The following is an 18,587-nucleotide window of genomic DNA, read 5'->3' as shown; positions in this document are numbered from 1 at the left end:
CTAGTATTTTTGGCAATAGCCATTTTTCTCGATCTGGATAGAGTGAAGCAACAAGAGATCGATGTCGAACGGAGCTAATCTTCCGTAGTTGAGTGTTTCATTGGCGGTTACAACTTAGAGTTAATCAGCGCTGCTGTTGAGGAGCCTTAGCAGCTCTTTTGCGATGTGATGGATTGGCGATCGATCGAATTGTAACAACCGAGGGCACGGTCTCCGAGAATGCTTACGAGAAAGGCTGCCAGATCATGAAAGTGAGAGTGCTTCGAGAAAGTCCATCCTTTGGGAGCATCCGCGGCGTAATCGCGGTTCTTTGCGTGCTGCTTTTGTTGCCTGGCGATTTGGCGACATACGCTCAATCGTCGCCCCAGCAAGATTCGCCGCCGGAGCAAGCTGCGGCGAAGATTCCGAATGACCAATTGGACTCTCTGGTGGCTCCCATCGCACTTTATCCTGACCCGCTGCTGGCCCAGGTTCTAGCTGCGTCCACCTACCCTCTCGAAATCGTTCAGCTCCAGCAGTGGTTGGGGCAACATAAGGATCTGAAAGATAAAGGCACTGGTGACGGCTGTCGAGAAGGAAGACTGGGACCCGAGTGTCCAAGCTATGGCGCCCCTGCCCGATGCGGTTAAGCAGCTTGCAGAAAACATCAAGTGGACTACCGACCTGGGTAACGCCTTTCTTGCGCAGCAGAATGACGTGATGGACGCGGTGCAGCGCATGCGCATGAAAGCGAAAAACGCGGGAAATCTTAAATCGACCGAGCAACAAAAAGTAGAGACGAAGGATCGCGGCGGATCTAGTCAGCAACAGCCGAGCACGATGAATCGTGGCAGCGGCGGCCCAGATCGTATCGGTAACCGAAGCGTTCCCAGCGGCGGTGGGTCACGCGCAACTTGCGCAAACGTCATTTGCCACGCCGAAACAGGCTGCCGACGCTCTCATCCAGGCGGCTGCGAACTACGACGTGCCCGCTCTTATGGGGATGTTCGGATCGGATGGTAAGGATATCGTTTCGTCGGCGGATGCGTTCGAGACAAAAACTCTGCTGCCTCCTTTGCCGTGGAAGCTCGCGAAAAGACTGAGGTAGTCGTAGATCCAAAGAACCCGAATCGCGCCGTTCTTTCCGTCGCCGACGAAGAGTGGCCACTCCCAATCCCGATCGTCAGAAAAGAGGCGAAATGGTATTTCGATATTAGGACGGGCCTCAAGGAGATTCTGCTCCGCCGCATCGGGACTAACGAACTGGACGCCATTACTATCTGTCGAGGCTACGTGGAAGCACAGAAGGACTACGCGGAGGAGATCCACGACGACTCCGGCGTGAATGAATATGCACAGCGAATTATCAGCACGCCGGGGAAACAGGATGGGCTCGCCTGGCAAAATCCGGATGGCAGTTGGGAGGCCCGATCGGCGAGGCTGTAGCGAAGGCCCTTGATGAAGGCTACGAGGACAAACACAAGCCGTTCCACGGCTACTATTTCAAAATATTGAAGGGGCAAGGTCCTGATGCGCCCTTAGGAAAGCTCGACTACATGATCCGGGGGACGATGATCGGCGGATTAGTCCTCGTAGCCGTACCTGCTGAATATCGCGTCACGGGCGTGAAGACCTTCATGGTTGATTACGACGGAGTTGTCTATCAGAAGGACTTGGGAAGCGACTCCCTCAACATCGTCAAGAGCATGGAGTTCTACAATCCAGATAAGACCTGGCGCCCCACATCCGACAATTGGTGACATCTGGACATTAGGCGTCTAACCTTGGACGCACGTCTTCCGGCAACGTCACACGGCATGCTCGGCGAGAGGTCAATTTCCTCGGGCCTTCAGTAGTCCGTCTCGGTAATGGCCGTTTGCGTTCAATGAAAGCTTGCAACGTCGCCCTGAATAAGTTTCACACGGTTATTTCGTTTACCAGGGCCTGTGATGGTTACGAAGGCAGATCCAATTAGAACTTTATTGTGAAGCAAAATGAGCCGCTGATGCAGATCCCTGGTGGCCGGTAAATTCAATACTTGAAGGGTAGCGCTTCAGCTATCCAATCCGCAGGAGATCTATTGCGATCTTGCTCAAAAGGATCAGCAGATTCCAGGTTCACTGCTAGTAGATTCAATAACTCATTTTCGATAAGCCGCAATCGGAGTCAACTTTCGCGCGCGACAGCTTGCCTCATAAACCATAAGGCCTTCACATACCTAGAACTCTTGTGGCTCGTGTAGGCTTCTTCCATTCGGAGCAGGCTGGCGGGGCGAACAAAGGCTGCGCAGTCAATCCCTTGCTGCGCTACGCCTTGGAAACGCAAACCATCGATAAGCTGCTTGCCTGGAGGGGGTTGGGACAGGGAGGTTTGGTTAAGGTTAGTTAAGTGCTTCAAAGATAATATTGCGAAGGGTACAATTTTAACTTCGCACTTGTTGTTTTTGGGAGGACAATAGGGATCAGCACCAGGTCGTGGTCTGCTCAAAAGTTTAGATTGTACGACTAATTGCAGACCGACTGAACATTACCCCGAGCCAACGGCCTCCGCCAAGAGGCGAATGGTTTTGCAAGCGGCTCTTGTCCAGCACTGAGCGAGTTCTTCTCTCCGGCTTCCGTGTCTTACAGGCTAAAATCTCGCTTCGCCCCAGCATTTTTTTAAACTTCCTGACTTCTTGGCACAAAAAGAACCTTGACTTGGCATACAAGAGTGACCAGCACGTACGACCATACGTCCTTCGTCTTAAGGGTAACTGCTCCTGAGTCGGAAATGAAAGGCAGGGTTCATGCGTTGCGACTTACAAGTCTCGAACGATGTTCCTGAATGTGCGTCAAAGCTCGGGCCCCGCCTGTCCATCGATATGATTGGAGATCCCAATGCCTTGGATGAGGAGTGCTCCACATCTCCGACGATGAATCGGATCAACAGCACTCTATCTCACCGAGGGGGAACTGCGCCTTATCGAATTCATATCACCGGCGCAGCAGATCGAATCGCCTTTACTCCCAGCAGAGATCCAGCGGAAGCAATGGATGAGGCGAGTGCTCTTCATCAGGCCCAAGACAACTTTGCGGCAGTGTTTAGTGCGAATCCTTCTGTTCTTTGCATTATTCAACTTAGCAGTCTCGTCTATCGTGAAATTAATGACTCATACGAGCGACGCACTGGGTATAGCCGCAGTGAGGTCCTCGGTAAACCATGTATCGGCGTCGGCTTGTGGAGCGATCTAGATGATCGCGACCAGGTATTCGAAAAGCTCATGCTAGAGGGCAGCCTCCATGGCCATCAAGGTAACTTTCGGACCAAGGCCGGAGAACCCTTCATAACACTTCTGTCCGCTCAAATCATAGAGTTTGACAATGAGCTCTGCGCATTGGTAGTTGCAGAAGACATTACCAAGCACCGGCAGGCAGAAGAAGCCAGGATGGCACTCATTCAGCGTCTTGTTAACACTCAAGAAGTAGAACGCACCCGCGTTGCCAGAGAACTGCACGACAGTATCGGCCAGTCACTGGCACTATTCGGCATGGAACTCGAGGCGGCCCGACTGACTTTGAAGCTTACACCCGATGGGGACGAGAAAATGAAACACTTCTGCGTGAAGATAAAAAATCTTGGTCACGCGGTGGGTACCCTTTCGCATCAACTCCACTCTTCAGAGCTCGAGTTGCTTGGTCTCGTCGTGGCCATAAAGGGTTTGTGCCGAGAATTTACCGAGCGTTACAACATTCGGGTCGACTGTGTGTGCTCCGACCTTCCGGACAAGCTAGATGCTGACGTTTCGCTTGGTCTCTTCCGTGTCGTACAAGAGGCGCTGCATAACGTCGCAAAACATAGTCAAGCAAAAAAGGTAGCAGTAGAGATACGCGGGGCTCCTGACTCCGTCTATCTCAACGTATCTGACGACGGTATCGGCTTTGTCGCGAAAAAAGCTGCTGGGACGCGAGGGCTGGGACTAACCAGCATGCATGAAAGAATATTCTTGATTCGGGGTGAACTCACCATTACTTCGACACCGGGAACAGGAACTCGGGTCGAGGCGAATGTACCTCACAGGCAACATCAAACTAGTCGCTGACACAGCAACTACATTTCCTATCGTATTTAACTTTTGCAGCAAATTATTCGCTATCCCCGATGAGTCAAGAGCTTGGGAATCGTGTTAGTCTGTCACGCCAAGGGCCCCGTAGATATCCTCGATCTTCTGGATAGGGAGTGTTAGACATGGAGCATAGACCTAACGCACGTCTCTTAATAGCAGACGACCACAAGCTTCTCGCAGAAGCGTGCAAATCGATTCTTGAGCCTCGGTATCAGATCATCGGCATCTTTACCGACGGCCGGTCCTTGCTGCAGGCTGCCTTCACGTTGAAGCCGGATGTCGTGATTCTCGATATTGCCATGCCGGGTCTCAATGGCCTTGACGCTGGCGAGCAAATCAAACGCAAGATGCCTCTTGTAAAACTAATTTTCCTGACCATGACACTGACAGCCGAAATGGCGGCTGAGGCCTTCCGCCGCGGAGCCTCTGGCTATGTTCTGAAACAGTCCGCAGCTCAAGAATTGATCGTAGCCGTCAACAAGGTCATACATGGCGAATCGTATTTGTCGCCATTGATAGCGCGTGACACTGTCAGTTGCCTACTCTCTCAAGGAGAACCTCACCGCAGAAAAATCACTGGCCGGCAAACTGAAGTGCTGCAGTTACTGGCGGAAGGCATGTCGATGAAGGAAGTAGCAACCATCTTAAAGATTAAACCGGGAACGGTCGCGTTCCAAAAGTATCGGATGATGGAGACACTTGGAGTCAAGACCAATGCGGAGTTGCTCAAGTACGCCATGCAGCATCAGCTTTCTTGCGCCTAAAAACAGCAAGTTCTAACCGTGACCAATTCGCCCCTCTACACCCGACTCCGTTCTAGTCATACTAAAATTCTGGCTCCGTACTTCCTCGGTGTCTATCGCAATTGAGAAGAGGGGCTCAAAAGCGGGCTTTAGCAATCACGTTTCCGAATTAGAAAAGAATTGATTCCCTTCAGCGACTGCATGAAGCGCGTTCACCAGGTCACGGCTTATCTGAGACTTGAAAACATAACCGAAAGCGCCTATTTCTATAGCGGCACGGACAAACTCAGGATTCTCGTGAACCGACAAGAAAACGATCCTGGAAGGACATCCTCTCCGCCTCAACTGGTCCGACACTTGAAAAGCTGTTAGATCTCCAAGTGAGATATCAAGCAGAATAATGTCAGGACACACAGTGTCTGATTTAGCAAGAACTTCTTCCCCACTTGCCAACGCATCTACAATCACAAACTCTCGTTGCAATAACTGAACGAGTGCAGCCAACATACGAGGGTTATCGTCTGCTAACAAAAGCGTTATCACGAGCTCCACACCTTCTTCGTTCGGGTAGATGTCCTACAAGGCCGCCCTCTCAATGAAGACACCTTTTGAGAACTCCAGTCGCAAAATACCGCAAATTATCGACGGGAGGTGCCCATCGCCGAATGGCGTCGATTCAAGCTATCTTCATGACAAGTATGGTCGTGTATTTCTGCGCAAGCAGGGCGCAGAGCAAAAGAAAATGCAGAGATTCCGATATCAATCCACAAGCGAACAATCGAAAAAAGAGACTTGACGCGATCGAGCTGTCTATCGGGTTTTCAATAGCGACCGGTACGTCAGGTTTACCGGATCTAGTTAGCTCCTGTTACTTATGTGCCGGCGATTCCCTTGTTCTGCAGTACTCTGACGACGACTCGTCTGTTTTGAGTCTCGCCTTCGGCCGTCTTGTCATTGCCGATCTGCCTGCTTTCGCCCATAGCTCCGGGCGCTAACATATTGGTCAGAGGAACGTGTCCCTGCTGTTGAAGAAATTGTGTGACCTTGTTGGCTCGGTCTTCGCTTAGTTTCTGGTTGAGCGAAGCGCTGCCAGATGATGAGGCGTAACCTTTTACCTGGATCGTGTACGCGGTAATAGACTTGGCCTTCTCAGCTAATTGCAGTAACTGTGGCTTGTACTTTGGATCGACGGTTACCTTGCCATTCCCGAAGTAGACCGTCAGTTCGTCCATGATGTTGTAGTCATCCAACTGTCCAAAGCGTTTGTTGGCAGCCTCGATAGCCGCCTTGTTGCTGTCGATTTTCGCTTGCGCCTGGGACAATTGTTGCTGCTGTTGCTGCATGGCTTGTTGCTGCCGCTCAAGCGCTGCTTTCTGCTCGTCTAGTTCCTTTTGACTCTGTTGGATCTGCTCCTTCGCCGGTTGCAAGCCAGCCTGTATAGTTTGCGCATCTTCCAGATCATTGCCCTTGAACTTGACCGAGCTTGCTACAAGTTCGTTTTTGGAATCGTAAGTCCCCTCTACTTGAACCTGGAGACCCGGTATCAGCGCGGTCATCGACATCTGCTTGCGGCGTGCTTTGAACACTCCCTGGATTTGGGCCACCTGTGTCGTGTCTGTCAGCAAGACCACCAGCTTCGGCTCATCTGAAGTTTGCAGCGTCATGCTGGCCCCATTTCGCCCGGTTATCAATCCACTGACCTTGGTGGATTGAGCCAACGCGGTACCGCAAGATAAGAGAAGAGAGACCAGGGGACCCGCTAAAATCAAGGTCTGCGCGCTTCTTTTCATAGTCCGCTCCTTCTGTTGCTCGTGTTCAGACTCGATTTTCGACCGGCTCAGATCGATCATGTAGTTGGTATTGTGCGGTTGTAGCGCGTGCGAGAACAATTAGCAGAAATGCTAGTGATGGATCGGAGAATTTCCATCTTCACAAAAGTGGTGGGTTCGTGTTGGGCTTACAACAATTTTTTGTGGGTGGTTTTGTGGTTTTTGTTGGGGTTTTTGAGAAAAACGGCTGCCAAGACGTGGTGTTTTGATGGAGAAGTTGTGGTGTTTTGTGTGGTGAATGTGGTGATTAAGCAGTCATCGTTTGTGGTGATGGGGAATGTGACACGGATTCTGAGTTTATTTTTTGGGTTTCCCGTTTTGGGAACGAGGACCGGTTGGGTGTGCGGAATCGAGGTCGGGTGTAAGCTTGGTGTCTCGTAAAAACAGGAGGTTCAGATGCACTACGCTTCTACGCGCCGGACGTTTCTTGCTCACTCGGCTTTAGGTGTTCTTGCGGCTGGTGTGCCGTTGTTTGGACAGGGTGCTCAAACGGCCCAGCCTACTAGCTCGGGGCAGTCGCCTGCGCCAGCTCCGCCGCCGGCCAAGCGCACGCCGATGCCTCGCACTGCGCCGCCGTATGACAAGGCGACGATCAACATGATCGGGCCGAGGCCGGGGTATACCCCGCAGATCGGCACGATGGTTTCGATGCTGACCTGGATGGAGGGCGCTGTGCTGGGGCCGACTCGCGACCTCACGCAGGAGCAGCTCGACTACCTGTTCGACAAGAATGCGAATACGATTGGTGCGCTGATGCTTCACCTGGCGGCGACTGAGGTTCTGTACCAGAGGATTACGTTCGGGAACGAAAACTTCGACAAGCTTCCGGCGGACTATGAGGCGAAGTGGGGTCCGGCGATGAATCTTGGTGCAGCTGGGCGGGCGACGATCAAGGGCCATGACGTCGCCTACTATCAGGACGCGCTTCGTGAGGCTCGCGAGAAGACTTTAGTTGAGTTTGCCAAGCATGATGATGCGTGGCTCACCACGGCTCTGAAGGAGCCTGGTTGGGGCGGCGGCCCGGTGAACAACTATTGCCTGTGGTTTCACGTGTGCGAGCATATCTCGCACCACTCCGGCCAGATTGACTTCCTGATCAAGCGGCTGCCCGGGGCGAGGAGTGATGACGCTGCTGGTTGAGTATGACTAGATTCGTTTTTGATGGTGGACGCTGGCGGGTTCGGTTCGAGCTTTGCTAAGGCCCACTCATGCGATGAGACTGCAGGAGTGGGGCACCCGGCTGCCGGAGAGGATGAGTCGTTTGCTGGCCGGTCGCATCCAAGTTGCGAATGGATTCGAGAGAGGACGACATGAAGAAGGGTTATTGGGTGGTCTCGTACCATACGGTTGGTGACGAGGCGATGATGAAGAGCTATGTGGAGTTGGCTGGAGCGGCGCTGGCGCCGTTTGGGGCGCGTCTTCTGGTGTCGCCGAAGAGTGAGGTTACGGCTTTGGAGGCGGGGTTGAAGCAGATGACGGTGGTGGTGGAGTTTAACAGCTACGCGGATGCTTTGGCGGCGCATGAGACCGCGGATTATAAGAAGGCTCTGGCTGTGCTTGGGCCGGGCGTGAAGAGAGATTTTCGGATTGCTGAAGGAGCCTGATCGCACGGTCCTGTTTGAGGATGCTGCGAAGGTTCGAGCTTCGCTCGAATGCCCACATCTCAAAATCGAGATATGGGGCACCCGGCTTGATGGTTTTTCCGATTCGCTGAGGTGAGGCGGTTCGAGCTTTCTGCATCCCACCCTTCGCAGAGTCGCGAAGGATGGGGCACCCGGGCTTCGGGAGTACTCCCTGAGCCGGGTTTAGTTTTGTGGGTTGGATGGGGACGGGGTGGTGTCCTCGTCGTGATGGCCGTGGTGGAAGATCTTGCCGATGCCGCGGCCTGTGCCCTTGGCGACTTTGCCGGTGCCTTTGGCTGCGCCGACGCCGACGTCTTTTCCGGCGACGCCTGCACCTTTGCCGACGTTGCCGGCGGCGTCGATGGGATGGAGGGTGACGAGATCGCCGGCGCCTTTTCCGACGCCCTCGGCTGCGGCTCCGGTTCCCTTAGCGGTGCCCTTGCCGATGTCGCCGGCTCCGCTGCCTACGTCACCGCCGGGGCTGCGGGGTTGGGGCTGAGTTTGAGTCTGGGTGGGCGTGGTCTGGGTGTTCTGGGCAGAGGCGCTCTGGGTGTGAGTGGCGAGGGATAGGATGAGGAGCGCGATAAATAGAGTGGGGAATGCGTGGCGCACGATGGGCCCTCCTCCTTGATTGGATGCGCCTAGGAGGGCGTAGGAAGCGGGTTCGGGGGAGGGTGACGGACGGTTCGAGCTTCGCTAGAAGGCCCACTCATGCAGTGAAACAGCATGAATGGGGCACCCGGATGATGGGAGATGGATGACTTATTTTTAGATCTGAGCGTCTCGCTCCTGGAGCTGGAGGGTTAGTTTAGTCATGTCCATGGAGTTCCAGCCTTCTGTCATGATGCCGTCGCGGCAGGTGATGAAAGAGGCGCCGGGCAGGGTTGCAGTTTTGCCGGTGGCGGGAAAGCCGAGGCCGTCGCCGGTGTGCTTCATGGTGGCGGTCCAGCGTATGGCGACGAGATCTCCTTCGGCGACGAGGTCGTCGATGGTGATGTGAATGTCTCCGAAGGCGCTATGGAACTGGCGGTGTATGGTCTTGAAGGCTTCCGGGCCAATGAGAACGGAGTGGGGCTCGGGAAAGCCGTAGCCTTTGCCTTGTGGGTGAAAGAGTTCGTCGATGGTGGATTCTTTGCCCTGGTTCCAGACTTCTTCGAACCAGCGTTGTGCAAGGGCCTTGTTGGCGGCTAAGGACATCGTGACACCTCGGTGCTGGAAAGACTAGCACGGGGATGAGTTGGGGGCCATGAATGCGGTTCGAGCTTCGCTCGAAGGCCACTCATGCGATGAAACTGCATGAATGGGCACCCGCCTAAAGGTCGAAGAAACTTTCGTTGGCATCAGCAGGTGTGCCCTTGAAAACATCTCGATGAAATTTGTAGATTCCACCGTAGGTCTGGACCGTCTCGTCAACCCATGGAGAGTGGTGCCGACCATAAACGCGTCTTGACATCGTTAGAATCTGCGCAGCGTTAAGTTCTCGAACTATCTTTTCATCGGCGAATTCCGTAATTGCTGCATTGTGGGAGATTCTAATGACGCGATGATGAGAAATTGGCAGAAACCATTCGGCCATCGGCTTACTGATGCCTTCTCCGTAGCTTACTTTTCCGAAGCGATCTTTGGTGATTGAGACAATCGGGGTATCCGAGATAACAAAGCTTTCATCAGCCTTACAACGAATGGCGGACCACCTAAGATCGACTAATTTTGAAGCGAGGGCCCCTGTTGCCCTGTCGATGTCGTTCACGTATCGCGATTGGACGGCGGTTTCGGTCAACATTTCTTCAGTACTACGCAAGAGCGCAGCTTTGACCTCGGCCATCGCGACCGGTTTACGGGCAACAACGCTAATTTTCGCGGTATACCCACGAAGCCGTGTTGGATCTGCTGCAATCGAACTATATTCAGAAAGCATTCCGCTCATCAGAGACTCGTTGCCGCTACGTAGAGCAAGAGTTCGATGAAAAATGTGAGATACATAACGAGCGGTTATCTCTCGGATCTCTCTGCTGTCGAAAATGTGAAGATTAGCATCTATTGAAGGCAAAATTCTGTTGAAGGGCGCTTCATATTCACTATTGAATCTTTCATCAACTTCCTGTTCGCTCTCGCCGTTACTTGCCCCAGCGAAATAACCACGCTCGACACATTCGCCGTCCAAATTCTTAGACGTTCTTGCGGCACGCCCCTTCTCGTACACCCAGAGCGCACGGCCCACCCTTGAACTCTTGTCCTTGAAGGTGAAGCGTTCGAGCAGATGCCGCGTTGGTGCATGATGTGATCGAATGTTAGCCCTCTAACTTGCTTATCGTCCCGAGTCGACGTGTGCGCCCGTGTTCACCCACTGGCCCTCTCGCTTGTGAAAGACCTCGGTCGAGCGGCAGTTGAGAGATTCGCGCTTGCCGTCGCTCTCCATCGTGATGCGTACGAGGGAGTAGAGGACGGCGACGTCTCCGAACTCCTGGATCTCGGTCTTCGGGAAGTCCAAGGAGACGAGTTTGCCGTGATGTTCCGCGAAGTGCTGAGCTCCGGCCAGGAACTCTGCTTTGTCCTGCCAGTGTTCCTCTCCAGGATTGATCGTCAGGAAGTCTTCCCCGATCAGCTTCTTCAATTGCTTTTGATCGTTGTCGAAGTAGCTGTTCCACACGAGCAGGCGAACCGTGAGCAACTCGTTGCGCTCGCTTTCGGTCGGCTTGGTGTGGGTTTGACCATTGCCTGACATTTGACCTGACATTTGACCTGACAAGGGAAGCACACCCAACGCAAGGATCGCGACTGCGCAGAAGAGGACCTTCGTGAGTTTCAAGTGATCATCTCCTACCGGATATCTGGCTCGTGTGACCGTTAGGGATACTGTCGCAATCAGTATCGCTTCCGCGTCTGTGCGGTGACGTTTAAAGTGAACGTTTTGCTTCGTTGGATTCAACAACTTGCGATGCGATGCGAGCGTCTGCCTTCGATGATTGTAAATATCCAGATTGAATGAAAGCGAACTGCTACTCCTATCCTCTGCCCAACAGAGGATGAAAGCGGCGGACCATCTCATTCGTCGGCTAATCGTCAACAATTCATCTTTATTGAAAAGTCACTTGCCAAATCTTTCGGGATAGGAGTATTTTTCATTGGCGCAAGTTAATCTTCACTATTGAAAATCTAAAAGTGAGGACTGACACGCGCAACTATTCGCAATGGGAGATCCGAATGCTGAGAAAACCGCTTTTCTGGATGCAAACTATCGTGAAATCTCGCCTCTTACTTGCCACAGCGCTCATAGCCTGCGTAACCGGAACTCACGCGCAGGTGAATGGAGTGGGCCAACGACCGTATCTCGGCTGGAGCACCTATAGCCAACAGACAATCACTCCCACCCAGACCTTCCTCACCCAGGACAGCATCATCGCGCAGTCCGACGCTCTGCGGCAGTCCGGCCTGCAGCCGCACGGATACATTTATATCAACGTCGATGCCGGCTGGACCGGTGCTTCAGACGCCTATGGCCGTACGCTGTTCGACACGACACGCTTCCCCGACGTCGTCGCGATGATCCAGCATATTCATGCCAACGGGCAGAAGTTCGGCATGTACCTGAACCCTGGCGTCGGCACCGATCAGGTAGCAGCCAATAAGCCAATCCTAGGTACCCCTTACCACCTCCAGGACATCATCGTGAAGCCGGCGACCATCGCCAACGCCTTCGGCGGAGGCGACAAGATCGACTACACCAAGCCCGGAGCGCAGGAGTACATCAACTCCATTGTCGACCTCTATGCCTCGTGGGGTGCGGACTTCATAAAACTCGACGCTGTTACGCCAGGCTCCTATAACGACAACACCAACATTGACAATCGCCCCGACGTAGCTGCATTTTCAAAGGCAATTGCGCAGAACAGACGGCCAATCTGGCTGACAATATCCTGGGCGCTCGATCAGGATTACATCGCAGACTGGGAGGCGACCAGTAACTCCAGGCGCATCGAAGGCGACGTGGAGTGCGAGGGAGATTGTCCGTTTCTGACAGAGTGGAATCGCATCCAAGTCCGCTTTCTCGATCTTCCCAGTTGGGAATCGGCCGCGGGACCCACCCTGGGATGGAACGATCTTGACTCCCTTGAGATCGGTAACGACGCGACCGATGGCATCACACCCCAGGAGCAGCAGACGTCGATTAGCTTCTGGGCTATGGCCAACGCACCGCTCTACATCGGGGGCGACCTGACGAAGATGTCAGCGACAGGTAAGAAGATTCTGGGCAACGACGAGGTGATAGCTGTCGACCAGTCGGGCCATCCCGCGCAACAGATCCGCGCAGGCTTCACGCCAATCTGGGCTTCGAATCTGGGCAATGGCGAATATTACGTCGCTCTCTTCAACCTGAACGCCGCACCTACTCGCGTGACCCTGCCCTGGAGCAATCTTGGCTTCGCCGCCACGCTTACCACGCGAGACCTGTGGAGCCACACAGAGCTCGGACCCTCGCTGCTTGAATACTCGACCATTCTCCCGGGCCATGGCGTTCGCCTGCTAAAGGTGCGTAGTGTATTCAACGTCCCTCCATCCAAGTCCACCAGCTATGAGGCTTATCTGGCCACGCTCACCGGTTCGGCCCAGGTCGCCGATTGTCCCTTGTGCTCGGAGGGCAAGAAGGTTGGTTACATCGGTCTCGGCCCGAACAACAACGTTTTCTTCGACGACGTAAAGGTCGATCGCGACGGCGTCTACAACATGGAAGTCGATTCGGCTACGCTGGGCACCCGCTCTTACATCATCAACGTCAACGGAGGCCCCGCAATCACGCTCAACTCCAGCGGTGGAAGCGGCAACATTCCTTCCAAGCTGACCATTCCCGTGAAGTTGAAAAAAGGCGACAACAGCATCGAGTTCGGCAACCCGATCAGTTATCCTCCCGATCTCGACCGTATCGTGATCAGTGGAAACGGAACCGCGTCGTATCCTGAGACGCAGACCTACGAAGCGGAACTGGCAACGCTCGGTGGCTCTGCAAGCGCAGGGTTCAACGGCAATGCCTCCGGGCTGGCCAAGGCCGGAAACATCGGCGGCGGGGTCGGAAACAGTGTGACCTTCTCTGATGTCGAGGTGCAATCCGCTGGCACCTACAATCTTGAAATCGACTATTTCACGCAAGGGCCACGATCGTTCTTCGTCACCATAAACGATCAGCCGGCCAAAGAGCTCGACCTCAATGGATACAGCTTTGGCACGCCGACGAGCACTGTTATCCAGGTACAGCTTACGGCTGGCAAGAATCAGATCGTGTTCGATAACCCGTCGAACTACGCACCCGATTTGGACTCAATCACCATTTCGCCGCTAACCTTCTAGTTGGTACTAAACGTTCGGGCCTCTTCGTAAATAGAAGAGGCCTTTTTTTCGCTTAATGCTTCGTCGTTTTACGAAGTGGACGGCCTGTCGATTGACGAACGATAAGTTCAACAGGAATGTAGAGCTGTCTGCCGGAACCGCCTCGCCCGAGGCGCATCTCCTCTAAAGCTCCGTGACAGCTTTGGGCGATGAGCTTGCGAGAAACGCTCATGGTTGTCAGACTCGGCGATACCAGGTCATCCAGTTCGATGCCATCGAACCCGACTACGGAGACCTCACCTGGGACAGAGATGTTCAGTGTACGTGCCGCCCGAAGAGCTCCCAGCGCAGTCAAATCATTGACTCCAATGACTGCAGTTGGCCTGTCGGCCAGGAGCATGAGGTTGCGCAACTCACGGTCTCCGCCGTCCGCACGATAGTTTCCATGGCGGAGATACTCGTGGCGGACTGTAATTCCGTGCATCTTTAGCGAGGCTTGAAAGGCCTCCAATCTCAACTTCGAGATCATGAGTCCCGGCGAACCGCCGATGAAAGCGATCTTTTGGTGTCCAAGGTCCTTCAAATAACCGACCGCTTGCCTCATTCCCTCCTCATGCATCAGACTCACGTCACTGAAGCTTGGGCCGGTTCGACGGCTATCAATGGCCACCGTAGGAACCTTGCGAAGCGTCAGCAATTGATAGGGCTCCAGTTCGTCGAGCGATGGGAGAACCACGACGCCGTCGACAAGTCTCATTAGCAATTGACGGACCGACGTAAGAGCCCCACCAACACTGGCCTCTGCGTTCGCCAGCAGAACAACCTGCCCGTTGGCTGAGGCTAGCGCCTCAAATTCCCGAAGGAATTCTGAAAAGAATGGGTTTGTCAGGTCCGGAACGATGACACCGATCGCATGACTCTGCCCATACTTTAGCGTGCGCGCCGATATGTTTGGGACAAAATTGAGTTTCGCTACCGCGCGTCGTACTGCGAGCGCAGTCTCCTCTGTCACGAGCGAAGAGCCGTCCAAGGCGCGCGAGACCGTGGCTACTGAGACGCCTGCTTGACTTGCCACATCACGCATCGTCGCAGGCTTTTTAGGACCTGACTTCTCGGCCTTCTGGCGCATGGATTCCGTCTCCGCGACTGCGAAATCTGTTGCTAAAACTTCAAATTTGCCACGATCCATCTCCCGCTCAGTCTACGCGATTGTCGAGAGCAGCCCGACGGAAACATCGGCCAGGAACACCTTGCGAGGTTGACACACTTCAAAGCGGCGCTATATTGTGAGTTTGATTGTAACCGGATACATTTTAGATCCAAAAACAGTCGCCAAGATGACTAACCCGATGCTTTGACTGCAATCCATGGGTCGCAGACCTCTTTTTGAGAGCCTCCATGATTCTGAAGCTGAATCGAACATCCACGGCATCATTAGTCTTCTCTCTTGTTCTCGCGTGTGCGGCGACCAATTGCATTCGCGCGCAGAGCTCTAACGTGTCTTACACGAAAACTGTCGTGGTGAACGTCGATTCTACAACGGGCGAAATCACTCTGCGATGGCGGGATGGAAGCCAGTTACATGGGCTCACGTCAAATGTAACTCTGACCGACGGACGTCTGCTTACCACTGACGCGTACACAAAGCACAAAGTCATTTACGGCGCGCACGAGATCACGATCGAACACACTCAGCTTGGTCTGCCTTCACTGATCCAGCGTGTTTATATCTCAGCCGGAAGGCCGTGGGTAGAGATCCAAGCTGAACTGGATGCCTCGACCACTCCTGTTGCGACTAATCGCTTCGTCGCAGTGCGGGTACAGGGAGAAGGAGCATTCCAGATGATGCACCAGGACACACTGCGTGTGCTCCACGTGCCGTATGACAATGATATGTGGTTTCGCTTCAACGCCGTGGCTCTAGATCAACCCGACCAACGTGTCACAAGCAACGAGGTGACGACGATCTATGACAATGCAAGCCGTCGGGGCTTTGTTTTCGGATCGTTGACGCACGATGTCTGGAAGACTTCGCTGGATGTCCACGCAGAGAATGGATGGTTGAAAGACGTCGAGGTCTTCGGCGGTTTGCAGGGGCAACTTGGCGAACGGAGCGATACGCATGACTTTATCGCTCATGGCGTCGTGAGCGGCGATAAGGTGCTGTCTCCCCGCGTGATGGTGGGGGAGTTCAGTGACTGGCGTAGTGGCATGGAGGCTTACGGCAAACGGAACGCCGAACTGCATCCACCGCTCGCCTGGTCCGGTCCGCGCCCCCTTGGCTGGAATAGTTGGGCCGCGTACGCCGACAAGATCAATCGCCAACGCTACATCGCTTCCGCACAGTTCGTACGCGACAAGCTAAGCCCTGAAGGATTTTCGCGGAAGGTGGTCTACATCAACTTCGATGCTTTTTGGTCTAGTCTCGACGGGGTTGCTCTCGAAGACGCGATGGCCACTGTGAAATCGATGAGATCGAACGACGGCACCGTCTTCGAACCAGGCATCTATTGGACTCCATTCGCTGCCTGGGGCGGCGATCTCGACGCATTCGTAGAGGGCACGAATGGAAAGTACCGGTATCGCGACATTCTGCTTAAAGGGCCTGACGGCGCATTTTTGCCGACCGTTGACGGTGGCAAACCTATTGATCCGACCGCGCCGGGCACACGTCTGCGGACGCAGTTCTATATCGACACGCTCGCGAAGATGGGCTTCAAGTATCTCAAGCTAGACTTTCTCAGCCACGGCGCACTGGAAGGCAAACACGCTGATCCCGCGATTCAGACCGGAACCGAGGCCTATAACCTGGGCATGCAGGACGTTTTGAAGGCGAACGCCGGGCGCATGTTCTTGAGCCTTTCCATCGCCCCGCTGTTCCCTTCCGGCTATGGCCACGCAAGGCGACTCTCATGCGATACCAAAGGTCACATCAGCGGCAAAGATCAATCCACAGAATATATGTTGAATGCGTTGACGTATGCCTGGTGGACGGACGAAAGTCTGTACATTATCGATCCCGACCACATCCCATTAGGGACCAAGGCCGATGAGGGCGCACGCAATCTCGTGGAAGCTCGAAGCCGCCTTCTATCGACGATCGTCAGCGGAGGCATGATTTTGGATAGCACGCGGCTGGCGGACGATCCTGAGGGGCAAGCAATGGCGTTGCAGGTCTATAACAATCGCGCTCTCATGAAGGTAGGCGATGAAGGGAAGGTCTTTCGCCCCGTCGAAGGCGACACAGGGGATGCTGCCGCAAGAGTCTTCGCGCGATCATCCGCACACGGTTATTACATTGCCGTGTTCAATTACGACGACAAGGAGACGCACACCATCCAAGTGAATCTCAATCGCATCGATCCCGAATTCAAGGGCTCTGTTGCACGCGATGTCGCCTCCGGCGCCTCCGCTCCGGTGTCAGGAAGCGACATTCCAGTCGTTCTGACACCCTCCGAATCGCGCCTGATTGAGGTATCCGGCCCGAGCGAGAGGATACGAGGTGAGAGCAGAGGCGCGAAGAACAAGGTGAGATGAGCATGGAACGCGAGTGGAGTAGAGAGATGTTCCGTATGTCGTGTGAGCGAGCGATCAGCCGTCGCGAGTTCTTGCGCTCAGCCGCGGGCACGGGCACTGCTGCAGCGATGTTCTTTGCATCGCCATTGCGAGCGGCAGCCCTTCCTCCTGCACCGAAGACACTCGTTGTGACCTTTGGTGGCGGAGCCCGAGATGAAGAGACGTTCGCTCCTGAAGGTCAACGTTACATTCCCCGTTTGCTGGAAGAACTTGCACCGCAGGCGACGTTCTACACACAGGTGGTCAATCGTGGGATCCTAGGCCATTATGTCGCCAACGCGGGCCTTGCAACCGGTTGTTACGAAACCTTCGACAACTTCATGCCGATCGCACCGAGCAACCCGACGATCTTTGAATACTACAGACAGGATCGGCAACGACCAGCATCGGACGTTTGGGTGATTGCTCCCAGCAACGGCTTTGACCACATTGGCGAGAGCAATCACAGGCTTTATGGCCGCGGGCTCGGTGCAACGGTTGTGCTGCCCAAGCAACTGCTCACCCTCGCCAACCACCACGCCGTCACCGACTATGACCAGCTCCTTCGGGACAACTACGAGTCGCCTATCGCTTCACTACTTACAGCGAAACGCCAGGATTCGCTGCATGGAATGGCGGAGTTGATGAAGCTTTCGATGGATGATTTCCTGGCACATGCGCGCAAATCGCAAAGCCCGGATGAGTTGTCGCTGTATATCGCGCAGCACGTGATGCAAACGGTAGCGCCTAGCCTGCTTTGGATCACCCTGCATGACATAGACATTGCCCATTCCGGGGCCTTCTCGCTTTACACCGAAGCGATCACCCGCACCGATCGCATCTGCGCGGACCTGTGGAAGACTGTTCAGTGCAGCCCCGAGTACGCGCGCAAAACGAATCTGTTCATACTGCCGGACTTCGGTCGTGACTCGGACATGAGCCCCGGCGGCAATGGGTTCCAGCACCACCGTACAGGCGACGCACTCTCTCGTACCACCTGGCTTATGGCAATGGGCCCGAACATTCGTCAGAACGTCACAGTCGACCGGCCCGTACAGTCCGTGGACCTGGTGCCTACGCTCGCACATCTGCTTGGCTGCAACGCGCGATTCAGCCGCGGGAACCTGCTGACAGAGGTTTTATGATCTCCTCGTCAGCTTCGCTCCAATCGTCCGACTTCGCGCAATACCCGCCACAGGCGCGTGATCTTGCTCAACGATATCTGCCCACGTTGACCAGCTTGCCGGTTGCCTTCCTCGCCGTGTTTCTTCGAGAGCTGATGGGCTATGACTGGCAGTTCCCAGTCGAGCGCGCTGAGACAGAGGCGCAGCTGCATACGTTACGAAAGAGGAGCGAGCGTCCCGACCTTCAGCAGACTCTGGCTCGTTTCGAAGCTCTTCCGATCGCCCCATGTTTTCAACGCATTGGATGGGCC

General features: G+C 54.4%; 16 protein-coding genes and 1 pseudogene. 10 read left to right on the top strand and 7 right to left on the bottom strand.

The annotated features are described in order from the left end of the window. Positions 1-245 precede the first annotated feature (245 nt). From RBB81_RS08570 to RBB81_RS08550, 5 genes and pseudogenes are all read left to right on the top strand, one after another. Positions 246-629, top strand: coding sequence for a DUF3300 domain-containing protein (locus RBB81_RS08570; RefSeq protein ID WP_353073387.1), 384 nt, complete (start codon positions 246-248; stop codon positions 627-629). Continuing rightward, positions 559-1,002: a DUF3300 domain-containing protein gene (locus tag RBB81_RS08565; protein ID WP_353073386.1), complete on the top strand. Its 444-nt coding sequence runs from the start codon at positions 559-561 to the stop codon at positions 1,000-1,002. The genes RBB81_RS08570 and RBB81_RS08565 overlap by 71 nt, the downstream gene beginning before the upstream one ends. Next, positions 941-1,739 (top strand): annotated as a pseudogene (locus RBB81_RS08560) (DUF2950 domain-containing protein). The gene RBB81_RS08565 and the pseudogene RBB81_RS08560 overlap by 62 nt, the downstream one beginning before the upstream one ends. A 1,025-nt stretch (positions 1,740-2,764) precedes the next feature. Continuing rightward, the gene (locus RBB81_RS08555) at positions 2,765-4,057 is read left to right on the top strand and encodes a PAS domain-containing sensor histidine kinase (RefSeq protein WP_179581537.1); all 1,293 of its coding nucleotides are present in this window, start codon (positions 2,765-2,767) and stop codon (positions 4,055-4,057) included. Positions 4,058-4,203: 146 nt separating this feature from the next. After that, positions 4,204-4,845, top strand: coding sequence for a response regulator transcription factor (locus RBB81_RS08550; RefSeq protein ID WP_353073385.1), 642 nt, complete (start codon positions 4,204-4,206; stop codon positions 4,843-4,845). Between the two features lie 135 nt (positions 4,846-4,980). Here RBB81_RS08550 and RBB81_RS08545 read toward each other — a convergent pair whose 3' ends face one another. Together RBB81_RS08545 and RBB81_RS08540 are read right to left on the bottom strand one after the other, a co-directional pair. Further along, the gene (locus RBB81_RS08545; RefSeq protein WP_179581535.1) at positions 4,981-5,331 is read right to left on the bottom strand and encodes a response regulator; all 351 of its coding nucleotides are present in this window, start codon (positions 5,329-5,331) and stop codon (positions 4,981-4,983) included. 365 nt (positions 5,332-5,696) lie between these two features. After that, positions 5,697-6,674, bottom strand: a complete 978-nt coding sequence (locus RBB81_RS08540) for an OmpA family protein (protein WP_246373602.1) — start codon at positions 6,672-6,674, stop codon at positions 5,697-5,699. Positions 6,675-7,049: 375 nt separating this feature from the next. On the opposite strand from RBB81_RS08540, the gene RBB81_RS08535 reads away from it, so the two are divergent. Together RBB81_RS08535 and RBB81_RS08530 are read left to right on the top strand one after the other, a co-directional pair. After that, positions 7,050-7,793, top strand: a complete 744-nt coding sequence (locus tag RBB81_RS08535; RefSeq protein WP_257025358.1) for a DinB family protein — start codon at positions 7,050-7,052, stop codon at positions 7,791-7,793. A 170-nt stretch (positions 7,794-7,963) separates the two neighbouring features. Beyond that, positions 7,964-8,257 (top strand): DUF1330 domain-containing protein, encoded by a 294-nt coding sequence (locus tag RBB81_RS08530; RefSeq protein ID WP_353073384.1) that lies wholly within the window; start codon positions 7,964-7,966, stop codon positions 8,255-8,257. Positions 8,258-8,458: 201 nt separating this feature from the next. Here RBB81_RS08530 and RBB81_RS08525 read toward each other — a convergent pair whose 3' ends face one another. The 4 genes from RBB81_RS08525 to RBB81_RS08510 all read right to left on the bottom strand — a co-directional run bounded on the left by RBB81_RS08525 (position 8,459) and on the right by RBB81_RS08510 (position 11,084). Continuing rightward, on the bottom strand, positions 8,459-8,887 hold the full coding sequence (locus RBB81_RS08525; RefSeq protein ID WP_353073383.1) for a hypothetical protein: 429 nt from the start codon (positions 8,885-8,887) through the stop codon (positions 8,459-8,461). 156 nt (positions 8,888-9,043) lie between these two features. Continuing rightward, positions 9,044-9,472, bottom strand: a complete 429-nt coding sequence (locus RBB81_RS08520) for an ester cyclase (RefSeq protein ID WP_353073382.1) — start codon at positions 9,470-9,472, stop codon at positions 9,044-9,046. Positions 9,473-9,587: 115 nt separating this feature from the next. Beyond that, the gene (locus RBB81_RS08515; protein ID WP_423248054.1) at positions 9,588-10,496 is read right to left on the bottom strand and encodes a DUF4238 domain-containing protein; all 909 of its coding nucleotides are present in this window, start codon (positions 10,494-10,496) and stop codon (positions 9,588-9,590) included. Positions 10,497-10,583: 87 nt separating this feature from the next. Further along, positions 10,584-11,084: a nuclear transport factor 2 family protein gene (locus RBB81_RS08510; RefSeq protein ID WP_353073381.1), complete on the bottom strand. Its 501-nt coding sequence runs from the start codon at positions 11,082-11,084 to the stop codon at positions 10,584-10,586. Positions 11,085-11,515: 431 nt separating this feature from the next. Here RBB81_RS08510 and RBB81_RS08505 point away from each other — a divergent pair, with 431 nt between their 5' ends. After that, positions 11,516-13,618, top strand: a complete 2,103-nt coding sequence (locus tag RBB81_RS08505) for an alpha-galactosidase D (protein ID WP_353073380.1) — start codon at positions 11,516-11,518, stop codon at positions 13,616-13,618. A 52-nt stretch (positions 13,619-13,670) separates the two neighbouring features. Here RBB81_RS08505 and RBB81_RS08500 read toward each other — a convergent pair whose 3' ends face one another. Continuing rightward, on the bottom strand, positions 13,671-14,726 hold the full coding sequence (locus RBB81_RS08500; RefSeq protein WP_353073379.1) for a LacI family DNA-binding transcriptional regulator: 1,056 nt from the start codon (positions 14,724-14,726) through the stop codon (positions 13,671-13,673). Between the two features lie 368 nt (positions 14,727-15,094). Here RBB81_RS08500 and RBB81_RS08495 point away from each other — a divergent pair, with 368 nt between their 5' ends. Together RBB81_RS08495 and RBB81_RS08490 are read left to right on the top strand one after the other, a co-directional pair. Further along, positions 15,095-17,134 carry a hypothetical protein gene (locus RBB81_RS08495; RefSeq protein WP_353073378.1) on the top strand — a complete coding sequence of 680 codons (2,040 nt, stop codon included), beginning with the start codon at positions 15,095-15,097 and terminating at the stop codon, positions 17,132-17,134. After that, positions 17,131-18,297, top strand: a complete 1,167-nt coding sequence (locus tag RBB81_RS08490; protein WP_353073377.1) for a hypothetical protein — start codon at positions 17,131-17,133, stop codon at positions 18,295-18,297. The genes RBB81_RS08495 and RBB81_RS08490 overlap by 4 nt, the downstream gene beginning before the upstream one ends. Positions 18,298-18,587: the final 290 nt, after the last annotated feature.

Origin of the sequence: Tunturibacter gelidoferens (assembly GCF_040358255.1) — a bacterium.
Classification (GTDB): Bacteria; Acidobacteriota; Terriglobia; order Terriglobales; family Acidobacteriaceae; genus Edaphobacter; species Edaphobacter gelidiferens.
Note: the sequence above shows the minus strand (reverse complement) of the source record. Positions and strands in the feature narration are given on the sequence as shown.